Genomic DNA, 17,082 nt, shown 5'->3' on the forward strand with positions numbered 1-17,082 from the left:
CTTTGACCTTACGGTCGGTTTTTCAAGCACTTCTTCTAGCGATAGAAGGTTACTTGACTAAAATAAGCGTTGAACTTATTAAAAAACTCTTTTTTTGTTCAACTCGGTGTGTGTTACTTGTTTTGATTTCTTCAATATCCAGTTTTCAATGAACAATACATAACGACCAATGTCGTTAATGGAGCCTAGCGGGATCGAACCGCTGACCTCCTGCGTGCAAAGCAGGCGCTCTCCCAGCTGAGCTAAGGCCCCGAGTATTTACTTGAGAGTAGACCTCTCAAAACTGAACAAAGGCAAACGATGTGTAGTCTTCCGAAATATTCCTTAGAAAGGAGGTGATCCAGCCGCACCTTCCGATACGGCTACCTTGTTACGACTTCACCCCAATCATCTATCCCACCTTAGGCGGCTGGCTCCAAAAAGGTTACCTCACCGACTTCGGGTGTTACAAACTCTCGTGGTGTGACGGGCGGTGTGTACAAGGCCCGGGAACGTATTCACCGCGGCGTGCTGATCCGCGATTACTAGCGATTCCGGCTTCATGTAGGCGAGTTGCAGCCTACAATCCGAACTGAGAGAAGCTTTAAGAGATTAGCTTAGCCTCGCGACTTCGCGACTCGTTGTACTTCCCATTGTAGCACGTGTGTAGCCCAGGTCATAAGGGGCATGATGATTTGACGTCATCCCCACCTTCCTCCGGTTTGTCACCGGCAGTCTCGCTAGAGTGCCCAACTGAATGATGGCAACTAACAATAAGGGTTGCGCTCGTTGCGGGACTTAACCCAACATCTCACGACACGAGCTGACGACAACCATGCACCACCTGTCACTTTGCCCCCGAAGGGGAAGCTCTATCTCTAGAGTGGTCAAAGGATGTCAAGACCTGGTAAGGTTCTTCGCGTTGCTTCGAATTAAACCACATGCTCCACCGCTTGTGCGGGCCCCCGTCAATTCCTTTGAGTTTCAACCTTGCGGTCGTACTCCCCAGGCGGAGTGCTTAATGCGTTTGCTGCAGCACTGAAGGGCGGAAACCCTCCAACACTTAGCACTCATCGTTTACGGCGTGGACTACCAGGGTATCTAATCCTGTTCGCTCCCCACGCTTTCGAGCCTCAGCGTCAGTTACAGACCAGAGAGCCGCCTTCGCCACTGGTGTTCCTCCATATATCTACGCATTTCACCGCTACACATGGAATTCCACTCTCCTCTTCTGCACTCAAGTCTCCCAGTTTCCAATGACCCTCCCCGGTTGAGCCGGGGGCTTTCACATCAGACTTAAGAAACCGCCTGCGCTCGCTTTACGCCCAATAAATCCGGACAACGCTTGCCACCTACGTATTACCGCGGCTGCTGGCACGTAGTTAGCCGTGGCTTTCTGGTTAGATACCGTCAAGGGATGAACGTTCTACTCTCATCCTTGTTCTTCTCTAACAACAGAGTTTTACGATCCGAAAACCTTCTTCACTCACGCGGCGTTGCTCGGTCAGACTTTCGTCCATTGCCGAAGATTCCCTACTGCTGCCTCCCGTAGGAGTCTGGGCCGTGTCTCAGTCCCAGTGTGGCCGATCACCCTCTCAGGTCGGCTATGCATCGTTGCCTTGGTGAGCCGTTACCTCACCAACTAGCTAATGCACCGCGGGTCCATCCATCAGTGACGCAAAAGCGCCTTTCAACTTTCTTCCATGCGGAAAATAGTGTTATACGGTATTAGCACCTGTTTCCAAGTGTTATCCCCTTCTGATGGGCAGGTTACCCACGTGTTACTCACCCGTTCGCCACTCTTTTTCTTTCGGTGGAGCAAGATCCGGTGAAAGAAAAAGCGTTCGACTTGCATGTATTAGGCACGCCGCCAGCGTTCGTCCTGAGCCAGGATCAAACTCTCATAATGATTTGTTTGAACGATCCAAAGGATCGTTAAGCTCATAAATTAAAACTTTTGCTAGCTATTGCTTGCATGTATTTGCTTCATAAAATGAAGCGTCCTACACATTGGTTCGTTTGCTTGCTTTGTTCAGTTTTCAAAGGTCTACGTTGTTGCGTTAGCAACTTTTATATCATATCAGAGTGACAAGTGATTGTCAACACTTTTTATAAAAGTTTTTTCGTTAGGCGTTATTTAATTTCAACGCCGTTCGCAACGACTTGATTATCATATCATCTGAAACGTTATTTGTCAAACACTTTTTTTAAATAAGTTTTTGATGTAACAGCGTTTAGAAGTGATTTGTTTTTTACGACTTTGTTATAATAACACTTGTAAAATCATTCGTCAACCTCTTTTTTGAAAAAAGATTGAATAAATTTTTTACCGATTGCTCTAACAAAGACAAGTAATAATATAGCAATTCTGAGAAGAAAAATCAACTAAAATCATATGCTTTTTCCGAATAATTTTTATAAGCGAATCATTTGTTCCTTTTCACTTCTATTGTTCGCTTAATCCTACATTTCAGTCGTTTAAGCGTTCAAATTCTACAAAAAAATAAGAGAACGCCATTGAGCAATCAGCGTTCTCTTACTTCTCTATCTTGTGATTTTGAAATAGGTATTTTGATTCTAAAGATCGTGCCTTGTCCAATGACGCTTTCAGCAGTGATTTTGCCTTTATAACTTGCCAATAATTGTTTTGCAATCGACAAACCCAAGCCATTGCCGCCTTTTGTTCGCGCACGGGCTTTATCGACACGATAAAACCGATTGAATATCTTGTCTAAGTCTTCAGCTGTGATCCCTTCTCCAAAGTCTTGGATCGCAACGATAAACTGATCCCGGTCTTTGGCTATCGATAAATGGACTTCTTTACGTTCAGTTGAATACTTGACCGCATTGTCCAATACAATAATGATGATTTGCTCAAAGTGGTTTCGATAAATCTTCAATATCAATTCATGATATAAATCATCATCTAGCGTAAACACAAAATCAGGATATAGTATCTTGAAATTATTAAAAACTTGATAGACGACTTCTTTGGCTTTCGTGGTCTCATTGCCGTAATGGACATCCACCTGCTCTGCCCGCGAAAGATCCAACATTTCTTGCACCAGTGTCTTCATACGACTAATTTCTTGCAAACTAGCTGACAAGGATTCATCGAGGATCTCCGGGTCGTCTTTTCCCCAGCGTTGCAGTAAATTCATATGTCCTTCAATGATTGCAACAGGTGTCCGTAGCTCGTGAGAAACATCTTCCACAAATCGTTCTTGTTGTTCAATATATGAACGCATCCGATCGAGCATTTCATTGAAGATATCCGCTAAATCTGACAGCTCATCATTAGAATTCAATTCTGGCATATGGACCGTTGACTGCGGGTTCTTGCGTACTGTTTCCATTGTGTCTCGAAGCACTTTTAACGGCTGCAAGAAGTATGCTGATAAAAAGAACCCTAAGACACTACTGAGTATCAATGAAACAATCTCTAATATGATCAACGTCAACAATAGCTTGCTGCGAATCTCATAAAACGAAGTCAATTCATAAAAAGTTTGCGCATAGCCTATTTTCTCTCTTGTTTCTTTCGAATAAATAGGCTGGATCGATAAGAAACCTGTTACACCATCCAATGTCACGATCGTGGGCGCTTTGCGTTCAATATCAATCAAAGCCAAATCGTTTTCGTGGGTTTTAAAAACCAAATCCTGGCTGAGATTATAGACAAACAAACTCAATGATGATTGCCCGAGCTCAGAGATAAATGAATCGATCTTCATCAGGTTGCCATCAATCGTAGATGTTCTGTCATAGATACTTGTTTCGCCCGTATCATTCTTTGTCAAATTGCGATAGGTCCGCACCAAGGTCAATTCTTGGTCGGAATTTGCCAAACGTGAGGCGACCTCAGACATGGTGCGTTCCACATTATTCTCTTCTTTGGCTACGATCAAATTCACGGAAGTTTTATACGTGATCACCGCAAAAATGGTAAAAACCACGAATATAAAGAAAGAACTTGCGAAGGCCCACTTTACTGTCAAAGAAGGCCCCTTCAGTTCTCTTAATTTTTTCATTCTATTATTCAGGTTCACGAGCGCATCACATATCCTGTACCGCGCACGGTTTGGATATAGCTTTCTTCACCAGGTACATCGATTTTATTTCTTAGGTAACGGATATACACATCGACGACATTGGTTTCGACTTCTGTTTCGTAACCCCAGACTTTATTCAATAATACATCGCGGGCCAATACAACATTGACGTTCTCCATCAATGTCAATAAGAGCTCATATTCACGTTTGGTCAATTCAATGACATCTGTGCCGCGGCGTACCACCCGATTTTCTTTTTCAATCGTTAAATCACGGTAGGTGATCGTGGTTTGTTTCGCTACATTTTTGTCGCCTTCAATATCGATTCGACGCAATAAAGCCCGCAAGCGTGCCAATAATTCTTCAATCGCAAATGGTTTGACGATATAGTCATCCGCACCATGATCCAGACCTGACACTCGATCAATGACAGAGTCTCTGGCAGTCATCATAATGATCGGCGTATTTTTGCTTTGGCGAACACGACGACAGACTTCTAGTCCGTTCAATTCTGGCAACATCAAATCTAGCAAGATTGCATCCCATTCACTATTTAAGGCAGCATCCAGTCCTGTTCGTCCATTGTAATGAACCTCTGTATTGTACCCTTCGTGTTTTAATTCTAATTCCACAAATCGAGCTAAGTTCTTTTCATCTTCAATGATTAGAATATTACTCATGATTGCTAGCTCCTTTATTGGTTATTTCTGCTTAAACTATCAGACGTTATCTGTCTTATTTTAGCATGTATCTAAAAAATAAAAAAGAGATTGACCAAAAGTTCTCACTTTTGGCCATTCTCTTCAATCAAACGAGCAAATGCTTATGCTTCGTCATACCAAGAATAATGGAAAATACCTTCTTTGTCCGTACGTTCATAAGTATGTGCACCAAAGTAATCCCGTTGCGCTTGGATCAAATTGGCTGGCAAGCGATCAGACCGGTAAGAGTCAAAGTAAGCAATCGCTGAAGAGAACGTAGGAACTGGTACACCCGCTTGAACGGCATAGGCCACCACTTCGCGTACTGATTGTTGGTATCTTTTCGTGATATCGATAAAGTATTCATCTAATAATAGGTTTTCAATATCTGAATCTTTGTCATAAGCATCTGTGATTTTTTGTAAAAATTGCGCACGGATGATACAACCAGCACGCCAAATTTTGGCGATTTCACCGAAAGGCAGATCCCAATCGTATTCTTTTGAAGCTGTACGCAATTGGGCAAAACCTTGCGCGTAGCTCATAATTTTGCTAAAGTACAATGCTTCGCGAATTTTGTTGATAAAGGCTTCTTTATCCCCTTCAAACGCAACTGCATCTGGTTTAGGCAATACTTTGCTGGCATTGACACGTTCTTCTTTGTAAGCTGAGATATAACGGGCAAACACGGATTCTGTGATCAATGGCAATGGGACACCTAAATCAAGGGCACTTTGGCTTGTCCATTTGCCTGTACCTTTGTTGCCGGCAGCATCAAGAATCACATCAACAAGTGGTTTGCCAGTGCCTTCATCATCTTTACGGGTCAAAATATCAGCAGTGATCTCGATAAGGTAGCTATCCAATTCGCCTTTATTCCATTCTGCAAAGATGTCAGCCATTTCGTCCACAGATAGGCCCAAAATATTTTGCATCAAATCATAAGACTCAGCAATCAGCTGCATATCTCCGTATTCAATTCCGTTGTGAACCATTTTTACATAGTGGCCTGCGCCGTTTGGTCCAATATACGTGACACAAGGTGAGCCATCTTCAGCTTTAGCTGAGATTTGTTCCAAAATTGGCGCCACAAGCTCATACGCTTCTTTTTGGCCGCCAGGCATGATTGAAGGACCTTTTAATGCGCCTTCTTCACCACCAGATACTCCAGTACCGATAAAGTTGATTCCTGAGTTCGCTAGTTCTTCGTTACGGCGCACGGTGTCTTTAAAGAATGTATTTCCGCCATCGATCAAAATATCACCTTTGTCTAAATGAGGCAATAATTCTTGGATCGTTGCATCTGTTGCAAAGCCAGCTTTGACCATCAACAAGATACGTCGTGGTGTTTCGATTGATTGTACAAATTCTTCTATCGTATAAGTTGCTTTGAAATTTTTATCAGGATGTTCATTTACTACTTCTTCGGTTTTTGAACCAGTCCGGTTAAACAAGGCTACAGAATAACCGCGGCTTTCAATATTCAAGGCTAAGTTTTTGCCCATGACAGCCATACCGACAACGCCGATTTGTTGTTTTGTCATCTTTCATCCTCCTAAGATTGAATTATCTCCATCATTATAGCGCAAATAGGCTGGCTTTTGAACCATTCTCTATCGAACAACAAAAAATTTTTCAGAAAAATTACACATTTAAAAAAAATAAGAAAAAACCACAGGCTCCATGGTTAGCCTGTGGTTTTAAAATCCTTTTTCAAAAAAAGGGTTATGCTTCTTTTGTTGCAACGTCTTTGCCATCGTAATGACCACAGTTTGCGCAGACATGGTGGCTTTTTTTCATTTCACCACAGTTTGCACATTCGTTCAAACCATTGATCGTCAATTTGTAATGTGTACGACGTTTAGCTTTCTTCGCTTTCGAAGTTCTTCTTGCTGGTACTGCCATTTTGCTACACCTCCTTGTTAATGAACGCAACCTTGAGGCTGCAATTTATTCCAATCCTACGCGTTATCATCATCTGATTCATTATTGAATAGCTCTGATAGTTTTGCAAGACGAGGATCAACTTGTTGAGCTTGCGTTTCTTTCTGTTTTGCATAATCTTCCTCTGAGAGAACAGCCCAGTCATTGCCAGAAGGCATATCTGTGCTTTCTTTTTCTTCATCGGTCAAGACCTGCAAAGGAATCGCAAGTAATAAATTATCCGCTACGGAATCGTCTAGACTGATGGTTTGTCCGTCAATCAATAATACTTCTTCTTCGACGATCGTTTCATCGCGGCGCTGAAATTGCTCTGGTGTCATGAAACATTCATCGACAGAGAAATCAAAAGCAAAAGCGACTGGCGCTAACGAACGAGTAGACGGTAACGTCATCGTTGTTTCGACTTGATAATGCAACAAGTATTCATGCTTGCCGGCACTCATAAATCCCTTCACTTTGACTGGCGACAAATCTAAGATTTGCCCATCCCGTTGGATCAATTGATGTTTTAAGTCCAATGTCTCATCGAACACGAGTGGTTCTTCTTGGTATTTTCTTAATTCCAATAAAGACCATTTCATTCTTATCACCCCTAAGCAACAAAAGCAATTATACAGGGCTTCTGAGGCTTTGTCAATGAAATTTTCTTGACACCTTCCTCAGATTTTTTGGTACCGTTTTACCCTGATTATAGCAATTGAAATCATAAAAAAAGGAACAAGCAGCACGTGATACACTGCCTGTTCCAATGTTGTTTCATGTATCCTTAGATGGCAGTTGTTTCGCCACGATATACGATACCACGACGTGAATCAGCTGTAATCAATTCACCGTCTTTGATTGTTGTTGTAGCACCCTTAGCGCCAACGATGACTGGAAGGTCTTTGGCAATCCCTACTACAGCCGCATGAGAAGTTAGTCCGCCGTCTTCAACGATCAACGCTGCAGCTTTTTCGATTGCTGGCATATATTCTTTGTCAGTTGTTGGGACAACCAAGATCATGCCGTCTTTTGCATTTGCAATTGCTTCTTCAGCAGAATGTGCAATGACTGCATTCGCAACAACAGATTTTTCACCAATTCCTTGTGCTTCTAATAATTTAGAACCAATCAATTGGATCTTCATGACATTCGTTGTACCGCGTTCACCAACTGGCACACCAGCAGTGATCAAGATCAAGTCGCCTTCTTTAGCGAAACCTAGATCAACGGCTTGTTTAGAAGCCAATTCGAACATTTCATCCGTTGTTGTTGGTTTTTTTGCAACAGTTGGGTACACACCCCAGTTTAACATCAACCCACGTTTTGTACGTTCGTCAAATGTCACTGCTAAGATATCAGCATCTGGACGGTATTTAGAAATCATTTTAGCTGTGTAACCAGATTCTGTTGCTGCAACGATTGTTTTAACGCCTAAGTTTTTCGCTGCACGGGCAACAGATAAACCGATTGTTTCAGTCACATCTGTTTTATCAAATTGATTGATTTGGAATGTGCTGTTTTCAGACAATGATTTTTCAGCTTCGATATCGATACGCGCCATAGTTGCAACAGATTCAACTGGATAGTCACCATTCGCTGATTCCCCTGATAACATTGTTGCATCTGTACCATCAAAGACAGCATTGGCAACGTCTGATGCTTCCGCACGTGTTGGACGTGGGTTTTGTTGCATAGATTCTAACATTTGTGTTGCAGTGATAACTGATTTTCCAGCAGCATTACATTTTTTGATAATGCTCTTTTGAACCATTGGTACTTCTTCTGCAGGAATCTCAACACCCATATCACCACGGGCTACCATAATACCGTCAGAAACTTTGATGATTTCGTCGATATTGTCGATCCCTTCTTGAGATTCGATTTTAGAGAAGATTTGCACATGTGTCATGTCTTTTTCTTCTAAGATTTCACGAATTTCAAGAACGTCTTGTGCTTTACGTACAAATGAAGCAGCGATAAAGTCGATATCGTTGTCAAGACCAAAGCGAATATCGTCTGCATCTTTTTCTGTGATACCTGGCAAGCTGATTGATACGCCTGGTGCATTGACACCTTTACGAGAGCCTAGCATGCCGGCATTTTTCACAGTAACGATCAACTCACGGGTTGCTTCATCTTTTTCTGTGATTTCCATGTCGATCAAACCATCATCGAATAAGATGTGGCCACCAACGTGTACGTCTTCAAATAAACCAGGATATGTTACAGCAATTTTTTCTTTTGAGCCTTTGTGTTCTGGATTCATTGAGATACGTGTTTCATCGCCAACGTTGAATTGGATATATCCAGCACGGCCAAAATCTGCTTCAGTCGTATCTTGTACAGTAGTCCGAATTTCAGCACCTTTTGTATCTAAAAGGATACCTACATCTTGACCAGTTTTTTTGACTGCTTCGCGAACCATTGTCATCCGCGCCAATTGTTCTTCATGGTCCCCATGAGAGAAGTTGAAACGGAAAACATTCGCACCGGCTTCAATCAGTTGAGAAATAATTTCCACACTGTTACTTGCTGGTCCTAATGTACTAACGATTTTTGTTTTTTTCATTACTAAACGCTCCTATTCATTTATTTAAAATAGCTAAAAAGCTCTTTTTAAAAGTTTTGTGCGTTGCTACTGATGCTTAGAAAGAAATTTCTTTGTTTAATTCATACAATGAAACATCTGGTTTATGACGATTGTTTTCTAAAGTATCAATGATATCTGACGCGATCATTTTGTTGTCTTCGATACCGATACACAATCCGCCTTTGCCTTCTTGCAATAATTCAACAGCGTATGCGCCGAATTTACTTGCTAAAACACGGTCGCGGGCACTTGGTGAACCACCACGGACAACGTGTCCCAAAATAGATACCCGAGTATGGAAGTCGCCATATTGTGATAATTTATCAGCAAATTCGTTTCCGCCCATCACACCTTCAGCAAGAACGATCAAGCAATGTTTCTTGCCGCGGTCTCGGCCTTCACGAATGCGGTCAGCCACTACTTGCATATCAAAATCATGCTCTGGAATGATGATTTCATCCGCACCGCCGGCAACACCAGACCAAAGTGCGATATCCCCAGCGCCACGACCCATCACTTCAATAACAAATGTCCGGACATGCGATGTCGCTGTATCGCGAATACGGTCGATTGATTCTAACACTGTATTGATTGCTGTATCGAAACCAATGGTAAAGTCTGTACCTGGAATATCATTGTCGATCGTTCCTGGAATACCGATTGCTGGGAAACCATGACGTGTCAATGCCATAGCACCATGATATGAACCATCTCCACCGATAACGACTAAGCCTTCGATACCAAATTTTTTCAATTGTTCAATCCCTTTTAATTGTCCTTCTTGTGTTGCAAATTCAGGATATCTTGCTGAATACAAGAATGTACCGCCTCGTTGGATTTTATCGCCGACATCAGCAACATCCAAACGACGGATATCACCAGCTACTAAACCAGCATATCCATAATTGATACCATATACTTCAAGTCCGTCGAAAATCGCCTTTCTGACAACTGCGCGGATCGCTGCATTCATACCTGGTGCATCGCCGCCACTGGTAAGGATTCCAATGCGTTTCATTATTCTTTCACCTCATCAAAAGATTTTGTTAGGGCAGACCCTGTTTGATACTTTTCAAGTAATAACCACGAGTCATATTCTACCATCATTCCAGTCAAATGTCTTTGAATACTAGGAAAAAGTTGAAAAAAGTGTAAGTTCGATTGCTGTTTTCCGAAAATTACTTGAAAATTACATTTCCTTTTCCTAATAATTCTTCTAACTGTGCAACAAACTGTGGATCGTGACTGACCCAATTCGTTTCCTTGAGTAATACTTTTTTTCCACTTTCCGCATAAAATATCACGACAGGAATCGTTCCTCGGTACTGCTTCATCACGTTGGCAAGTGTCTGCATATGCTGGGCTTGGGCTTCAACAGAAATTTTCAGATAACAGGTTTGCTCTGCCAGTTTATTTTGTTCATTTTCTGCTAAGTCTATTTTATCAGCAATCAACTGAATTTCACCATTGTAACGACTTACTTCAACTTTGCCTTCAACGTACAACACGGCATTGTCTTCGATCAACGGACGAACTTGGCGGTAAACCAAGGGAAAAATCGTGACTGATAATTCTCGACTGGCATCGGTGCCTTCCACAAAAGCCATTTGTTCACCTTTTTTGGTTCTGATCTCTCTTATTTTTCGCACATAGAGCAGAATCCTGGTGCGTTCATTAGGAACCAAGTTGGCTATATCTGTAATTTGTTTGAATTGTCGCAGTTTGTGAAATTGTTCTACTGGATGCCCTGACAGATAGACACCCAAATATTCTTCTTCCAGCGCCAATTTTTCTTCTAATTGATAATCGTTGATCTCGGCTTCTTTCAGCGCCATGGTTTCTAACAAGTCCAGACTGCCTCCGCTATAAGCGATGTTTTGAATCTTGCCTTCCAATTGAATCAATGTTTGTTTCCGGTTCTTGGTCAATTCATCAAACACACCAATACTGACTAAAGGAATCAGATAATCAAGTTTGACCCATTTATTGTTGCGTTGATTCAGACGCAGCAAAAATTGGTCCATTGATTTATAGGGTCCATTGGCTTTGCGTTCATCAATGATATCTTGGATCATATCTCTTCTGATGCCTTTGATACTGCTGAAGCCAAAGCGAATGGTTGCTTCTCCTTGCAATTGAAAGCTATACCCGCTTTTATTGATTGTCGGCGGAAGGACAGACACTTTGTATTTCGCAGCCTCATTTAGATATTCTTTCATCTTGCTTGTGGTATTACGCACAGAATGCAGAATTGCCGCAAAAAATGGTGCTGGATAGTGGACTTTCAAATAGGCCATTTGAAAACCAATCACTGAATAAGCAAATGCATGGGAACGGTTAAAGCCATAATCTGCAAATCGTTCGATATAATCATAGACAAGTGCCGCCTTATCGGCATTATACTGATTCTTGACTGCACCATCAACGAAATGTCGGCGTTCTTCATCTAGAATATCTTTTTTCTTTTTGCTGATGGCTCTGCGCAAAATATCTGCTTGTCCCAAACTAAAACCGGCCATTTTCGATGCGACTTGCATGATTTGTTCTTGGTAGACGATGATTCCGTATGTGTTTTTCAATATAGGAATCAAACTATCGTCTGGATAAGCAACTGGTTCTTGCCCTTTTTTGCGTTTGATAAATGTATCGATGTTTTGCATTGGCCCTGGTCGATACAACGCATTGACTGCTGCAATGTCTTCAATACTTTCTGGTCCCAGTTTCCGCAACACATTGCGGATACCTGCTGATTCAAATTGGAAAATACCCGCTGTTTCCCCTTTTTGAAAAAGGGACAATGTATCTGGATCGTCTAACGGAATCTCTCCTTGGGTCAACTCTTGATGGTTGATCCGCTTGATCCCTTGCAGCGTATGATCGATGATCGATAGATTGCGCAAACCTAGAAAGTCCATTTTTAGCAAGCCAACTGCTTCTACATCATTCATTGTAAACTGGGTCAACCAAATATCATCGCTACCAGTTTGTAGTGGAACCAAATCCAACAGATTTTGGTCACTGATCACCACGCCAGCAGCATGCGTAGACACGTGTCGGGGCAATCCTTCTAATGTTTTGGCAACTTGAAACAGCAGTTGGTTGCGTTCGTTGAAAGCAACCAACTCACGCAATTGATTGGATTGCTCATAGGCAAGCGTCAAGGTCATCTTCAACGCATTAGGGATTGCTTTAGACCATCGGTTGGCTTCGCTTTGTGACAGACCAAACACCCTTGACACATCTCGCAAGACCATTTTCGCCGCCATCGTGCCAAACGTCGCAATTTGCGCCATGTATTCCTGACCATATTTTTGTCGGACATACTGCAAAATCTCATCTCTGCGATTATCCGGTATATCCAAATCGATATCCGGCATCGTGTAGCGTTCTGGATTTAAAAACCGCTCAAAAAGCAGATCATATTTGATAGGATCGACATCCGTTATCGACAATACATAGGCTGTCAAAGCCCCGGCAGCCGATCCACGTCCCGCGCCTGTAACAATTTTTTGTTGGTGCGCAAAGTCCATCACATCCCAGACAATCAAGAAATAATCGTCGAAGCCCATTTTATGGATGATCGACAACTCGTAGTCCAGTCTTTCCTCATAGGCCTTCGTCACATGGGCCACTCTTTTGGGCAAACGTTCAAAACAGAGTTCCCTTAAATAAGTGGCAGCGTCTTGCGTTTCTGATAACGGAAAATGCGGTAACAATCTTTGATGCAATGGAATATCCACACGGCATTCGTCAGCAATACGCTGATTGTTTCGCAATGCTTGTGCATCAAGCTCAAATATCGTTTGCATCTCCTCCGGTGTGTGTAAATGGTTGACTGTGGTTCCTTGTTCTTTGACTTGGCGAAAATCTTCGATCTGAGTTCCTGCTTTGATGTGTCCCATCACATCAACAGCAAAGGCCTCTTCTTGAAACAATGCCGTGACCAATTGGTACCCGCAGGCTTCAATCCCTAGCTGTTTAAAGGGAGCCAAGGATTGCTCTTGCGCGGCCTGTCCATCTTCAACACCATAAAAAAAGCTGTTGGCATCAAATAAGGCGACCAATCGCGACAATTCATCCTCATGTGGTTGATTCGCCAAAAAGACTTGTCCATTTGGCAACACACCAAACAGATCTGCTAACGTTGACTCATTGATAATGATCAATTCATCTGTGGTCATTTTTTTACTCGACAAGCGCATTAATCGTTGATAGCCTTGTTGATTCTTGGCAAATAGATACAATGGAAACGTGATTGATCCTTCCGAAAAACTACAATCAAACAGCACACCAAAAATTGGTTGCAACTGTTGCTGCTGACATTGCCGGAAAAACTCAATTGCCCCATACATGACATTCCGATCCGTCAGTCCGATTGTCTGATAACCCATTTCTTTCGCTTGGGCGACATATTGAGGAATTTTGACCGTACTTTGTAGCAATGAATATGAACTGAACGTTGTAAGCGGCGCATACATTGACATTCCTCCTTAAATGAAAGTTCTGTGATGAACTGTTGGCAAATAAATTTGAAAAAGCTCGTGAAAAAGTGAAAATCTTTACAATAATTTTTTTTGTGATACACTAGAGGCGAAAAGCAAGCTACACGGAAAAGAGGTGTCGTCATGCGCTACTTAGTCACTCTATTTTGGACTTTCGTATTGGGTCAAGTTGTTGGTTATCTAGGCAGCTCTTTGTCAGGAGCTACTTACGATTTTCAATTGACAACCATCATTTCCTTGATCACTGGTGTGGTGATCTTACTGATTGCTACGATTGCACCTGCACCTGAAAAGACAAGTCATTCTTAAGCATATCACTCTATATCACTTTTAGTGATTCACACCAAAAAACCAGTTACTACTATTGTAACTGGTTTTTTTTTCTTTTCAACTATTCAACTATTTACTTATTGGCTGATATCCGTTTTGCGAAAACTTTTGCGGAAATTAAACGTTGAAATGACGATATTGATCAAGACAAATCCGCTGGTGACCCAAAAAACAGCTGGATAACCAAAGCCTGAAGCGACCGTCGATCCCACCATAGGACCTAAGACTTGTCCAAAGTTAGAAAACATTTGATTATAACTGTACACACGGCTCACACCTTCCATCGGTGTGATCTTGCTGATCAACGTATTGATGGACGGCATCAAAGCGCCTGTCGAAAATCCAAGCATAAACCGTAACGCGCCTAATTGAAATGGCGTCGATACAAAGCCCATCGGGATAAAACAGATGAAAGATAACACCAATCCTCCTAACAGAACTTTGTGGTTGCCGTAACGATCGCCGATTTTCCCCAGAAATGGCGAGGAGATAATCGCGGATACACCAGCAATCGAAACAATCAATCCGCTGACAAATAGGACATTATTGGTATCACCGCTCAAGTCACGAATATATAAGGTCAAAATCGGACTAATACTCGTCACACCCAATTGTAAAATCAATGAAGTAATGAATAAACCAATCAACATTTGCAGATTTTTGATTTGACTAAAAATTTCTTTGATCGAAAGCATATCGCCTTTTTCAACTGGCGTAAAGTTTTCTTGTACCAAGAAAATCGTCAACAGTAATGTGATCAATAATACGACCCCGGTGATGATAAAGACATTTTTCATCCCAAACCACTCAGCCAAGGCCCCACCCATTGAAGGACCAATCAAATTTCCCGCAATCGCACCTGTTGCCAAAGTTCCCAACGCCCATCCGCTTTTTTCTCGGGGGGCTTGTGAGGCAATCAATGCCGTCGCATTGGGAATATAACCGGACAATATCCCAGTGAAAAAGCGCATGATAAGCAACCAATAGACATTCGGTACAAACGCCAAAGAACCCATGGTCACCGTCATACCTGCTGCGGCTCGGATCATCATTAAACGCCGCCCTTTTTGGTCAGCTAGATTCCCCCAAATGGGTGCCACAATAGCTGCCGCAAACGCCGTTACTGAGATCGCCAGGCCAGAGAACAACTCGATTTGACTCGTTGGCGCGCCTAACTCTTCTATATATAAGGGAATAAATGGCATGACAAGACTGAAACTAGCACCTGTAAAAAAACAACCTACCCAAGAAATCAGGAGGTTTCGCTTCCAATCGATCTTCATGTATAAACCTTCTTTCACACATAACTATACCGTATTGTGCTTAAAAATCAAATAAAAAAAATCTTTCTGCATGAAAATTACAGAAAGATTTTTCTCATTAAATTCAACTAATCAATGCTAAAATGACAAAGTTTAGAATAAACAAGATATTCACTACCCAAATGATCGGTGAGACTTCATTGAATTTGCCTTTGACCACTTTCACCAACGCATAAAAAATGAATCCAGCAGCAATACCATATGAAATACTGTAACACAGCCCCATAAAGATCGACGCAAAGAATGCGGGCACTGCTTCTTCAAGATCTGTCCAATTGATATCTGCAAAAGATGCCAACATCATCACCCCAACCAAGATCAACGCGGGCGCAGTTGCTTGCGCCGGCACAACTGAAATCAGTGGTGAGAAGAAACTGCTGATAGCAAACAACGCAGCAACAACAACAGAAGTCAATCCAGTACGTCCGCCAGCACCAATACCAGCTGCTGATTCAACATACGTTGTCGTATTAGATGTACCAAAGATTGCACCTACAGATGTAGCAATTGCATCCGCAAAAAGTGCTTTGTCCATTTTTGTGTTGAAGCCATTGCTGTCTTCCAAAGCTTCTTCGTCCTGTTTAGAGAAGATTCCTGTACGACGGCCTGTACCGATAAAGGTGCCGATCGTATCAAACGTATCTGATAAACTAAAGGCAATGATCGTCATGATCACTTGAGGAATTTTGGCAGAATCACTGAACAATGATCCCATTCCTTCTGGACCAAAGGCAGCGCCAAAAGTCGTACCCAATTCATTGATTGAACTGCTTAAAGAGTTTCCTTGGAAATCGATCGCACTTAGATCGACCACACCCATCAAAATACCGATGATCGTCGTTGCCAAAATACCGATAATGATTGCGCCTCGCACATTTTTAACAACCAGCAAGGTTGTCAATACCAAGCCAATCACAGCCAAAAGAACTGGTGCATTATTGAAGTTTGCCAATGCTGGAACGATGCCCCCGTTAAAGTTCGCACTGATAATGGTATCCCCATCGATCGTTGATCCAGTCACCGCAGCCGTATCAGCTGAAAAGCTCAATAGATTCGCATTTTTGATCCCAACATATGCAACAAAGATCCCGATTCCTCCACCGATTGCGTGCTGCAAACTTTCAGGAATCGCATGAATGATCAATTTTCTGATTTTAGTGATCGTGATCAAAATATTGATTAAACCACAAATAAAGACCATCGCCAATGCTTGCTGCCATGTATAACCTAACCCAAAAACAACTGTAAAGGTAAAAAATGCATTCAATCCCATACCCGGTGCCTGTGCATAAGGGACATTTGCGAATAACCCCATCACTAACGTACCAATAACCGACGCAATGATCGTTGCTAAAAATACAGCTTGGAAAGGCATACCAGCCGCCGATAAGATAGACGGATTCACGAATAAAATATAACTCATTGCGAAGAAGGTGGTCACCCCAGCCATCACTTCTGTTGAAACTGTTGTATTATTTTCCTTTAGCTTGAAAAACTTTTCCATGTACATTTTCCACTCCCGTGTTCATCATTTTAGTCTTTGAAAAGAAATAAGGAATAATTGCACTTCTCATCGAACAATTACAAATTATATAGAATAAACATTCGTTTTTCAATCAAATGCAAAGAATATAGTTTCAAAAACATTTTAATGTTCGTGTTTTGCAACAAAAGCATGCA

General features: G+C 42.0%; 11 protein-coding genes, 1 tRNA gene and 2 rRNA genes (1 of these 14 cut by a window edge). 1 reads left to right on the forward strand and 13 read right to left on the reverse strand.

Going from position 1 to position 17,082, the window contains the following annotated elements:
* The 11 genes from A5886_RS11280 to dnaE all read right to left on the reverse strand — a co-directional run.
* Window position 1: ribosomal RNA gene (locus tag A5886_RS11280) — 23S ribosomal RNA — on the reverse strand (it extends 2,914 nt beyond the left edge of the window).
* A gap of 178 nt (window positions 2-179) precedes the next feature.
* Window positions 180-252: transfer RNA gene (locus A5886_RS11285), tRNA-Ala, on the reverse strand.
* A gap of 76 nt (window positions 253-328) precedes the next feature.
* A 16S ribosomal RNA gene (locus tag A5886_RS11290) occupies window positions 329-1,888 on the reverse strand.
* The 16S and 23S rRNA genes sit together here with 1 tRNA gene alongside, the layout of an rRNA operon.
* A gap of 616 nt (window positions 1,889-2,504) precedes the next feature.
* Complete coding sequence (locus tag A5886_RS11295) at window positions 2,505-4,010, reverse strand: HAMP domain-containing sensor histidine kinase (protein ID WP_086275224.1); 1,506 nt, start codon at window positions 4,008-4,010, stop codon at window positions 2,505-2,507.
* A 14-nt stretch (window positions 4,011-4,024) separates the two neighbouring features.
* Complete coding sequence (locus tag A5886_RS11300) at window positions 4,025-4,711, reverse strand: response regulator transcription factor (RefSeq protein ID WP_086275225.1); 687 nt, start codon at window positions 4,709-4,711, stop codon at window positions 4,025-4,027.
* Window positions 4,712-4,854: 143 nt separating this feature from the next.
* Entirely contained in the window at window positions 4,855-6,276 is a 1,422-nt protein-coding gene (gene gnd, locus A5886_RS11305; protein WP_086275226.1) for an NADP-dependent phosphogluconate dehydrogenase, read from the reverse strand.
* 181 nt (window positions 6,277-6,457) lie between these two features.
* A complete protein-coding gene (rpmF, locus tag A5886_RS11310) occupies window positions 6,458-6,637 on the reverse strand; it encodes a 50S ribosomal protein L32 (protein ID WP_054115330.1) in 180 nt (59 codons plus the stop codon).
* A gap of 56 nt (window positions 6,638-6,693) precedes the next feature.
* On the reverse strand, window positions 6,694-7,257 hold the full coding sequence (locus tag A5886_RS11315) for a YceD family protein (RefSeq protein ID WP_086275227.1): 564 nt from the start codon (window positions 7,255-7,257) through the stop codon (window positions 6,694-6,696).
* Window positions 7,258-7,442: 185 nt separating this feature from the next.
* Complete coding sequence (pyk, locus tag A5886_RS11320; protein ID WP_086275228.1) at window positions 7,443-9,227, reverse strand: pyruvate kinase; 1,785 nt, start codon at window positions 9,225-9,227, stop codon at window positions 7,443-7,445.
* 76 nt (window positions 9,228-9,303) lie between these two features.
* Complete coding sequence (gene pfkA / locus A5886_RS11325) at window positions 9,304-10,266, reverse strand: 6-phosphofructokinase (RefSeq protein WP_086275229.1); 963 nt, start codon at window positions 10,264-10,266, stop codon at window positions 9,304-9,306.
* 160 nt (window positions 10,267-10,426) lie between these two features.
* Window positions 10,427-13,726 (reverse strand): DNA polymerase III subunit alpha, encoded by a 3,300-nt coding sequence (gene dnaE, locus A5886_RS11330; protein ID WP_086275230.1) that lies wholly within the window; start codon window positions 13,724-13,726, stop codon window positions 10,427-10,429.
* A 147-nt stretch (window positions 13,727-13,873) separates the two neighbouring features.
* On the opposite strand from dnaE, the gene A5886_RS11335 reads away from it, so the two are divergent.
* On the forward strand, window positions 13,874-14,059 hold the full coding sequence (locus tag A5886_RS11335; RefSeq protein WP_086275231.1) for a YjzD family protein: 186 nt from the start codon (window positions 13,874-13,876) through the stop codon (window positions 14,057-14,059).
* 98 nt (window positions 14,060-14,157) lie between these two features.
* Here the strand turns inward: A5886_RS11335 and A5886_RS11340 are convergent, their stop codons facing one another.
* A complete protein-coding gene (locus A5886_RS11340) occupies window positions 14,158-15,363 on the reverse strand; it encodes a multidrug efflux MFS transporter (protein ID WP_086275232.1) in 1,206 nt (401 codons plus the stop codon).
* Between the two features lie 103 nt (window positions 15,364-15,466).
* Window positions 15,467-16,906 (reverse strand): NCS2 family permease, encoded by a 1,440-nt coding sequence (locus A5886_RS11345; protein ID WP_086275233.1) that lies wholly within the window; start codon window positions 16,904-16,906, stop codon window positions 15,467-15,469.
* Window positions 16,907-17,082: the final 176 nt, after the last annotated feature.

Origin of the sequence: Candidatus Enterococcus testudinis (genome assembly GCF_002140915.1) — a bacterium.
GTDB classification, from domain to species: Bacteria; Bacillota; Bacilli; order Lactobacillales; family Enterococcaceae; genus Enterococcus_D; species Enterococcus_D testudinis.

Coding starts and splice junctions, on each gene's coding strand:
- rpmF (WP_054115330.1), bottom strand. CDS start 6,637: ATGGCAGTACCAGCAAGAAGAACTTCGAAAGCGAAGAAAGCTAAACGT.
- pfkA (WP_086275229.1), bottom strand. CDS start 10,266: ATGAAACGCATTGGAATCCTTACCAGTGGCGGCGATGCACCAGGTATG.
- dnaE (WP_086275230.1), bottom strand. CDS start 13,726: ATGTATGCGCCGCTTACAACGTTCAGTTCATATTCATTGCTACAAAGT.
- A5886_RS11295 (WP_086275224.1), bottom strand. CDS start 4,010: ATGAAAAAATTAAGAGAACTGAAGGGGCCTTCTTTGACAGTAAAGTGG.
- A5886_RS11340 (WP_086275232.1), bottom strand. CDS start 15,363: ATGAAGATCGATTGGAAGCGAAACCTCCTGATTTCTTGGGTAGGTTGT.
- A5886_RS11300 (WP_086275225.1), bottom strand. CDS start 4,711: ATGAGTAATATTCTAATCATTGAAGATGAAAAGAACTTAGCTCGATTT.
- A5886_RS11315 (WP_086275227.1), bottom strand. CDS start 7,257: ATGAAATGGTCTTTATTGGAATTAAGAAAATACCAAGAAGAACCACTC.
- A5886_RS11335 (WP_086275231.1), top strand. CDS start 13,874: ATGCGCTACTTAGTCACTCTATTTTGGACTTTCGTATTGGGTCAAGTT.
- A5886_RS11345 (WP_086275233.1), bottom strand. CDS start 16,906: ATGGAAAAGTTTTTCAAGCTAAAGGAAAATAATACAACAGTTTCAACA.
- gnd (WP_086275226.1), bottom strand. CDS start 6,276: ATGACAAAACAACAAATCGGCGTTGTCGGTATGGCTGTCATGGGCAAA.
- pyk (WP_086275228.1), bottom strand. CDS start 9,227: ATGAAAAAAACAAAAATCGTTAGTACATTAGGACCAGCAAGTAACAGT.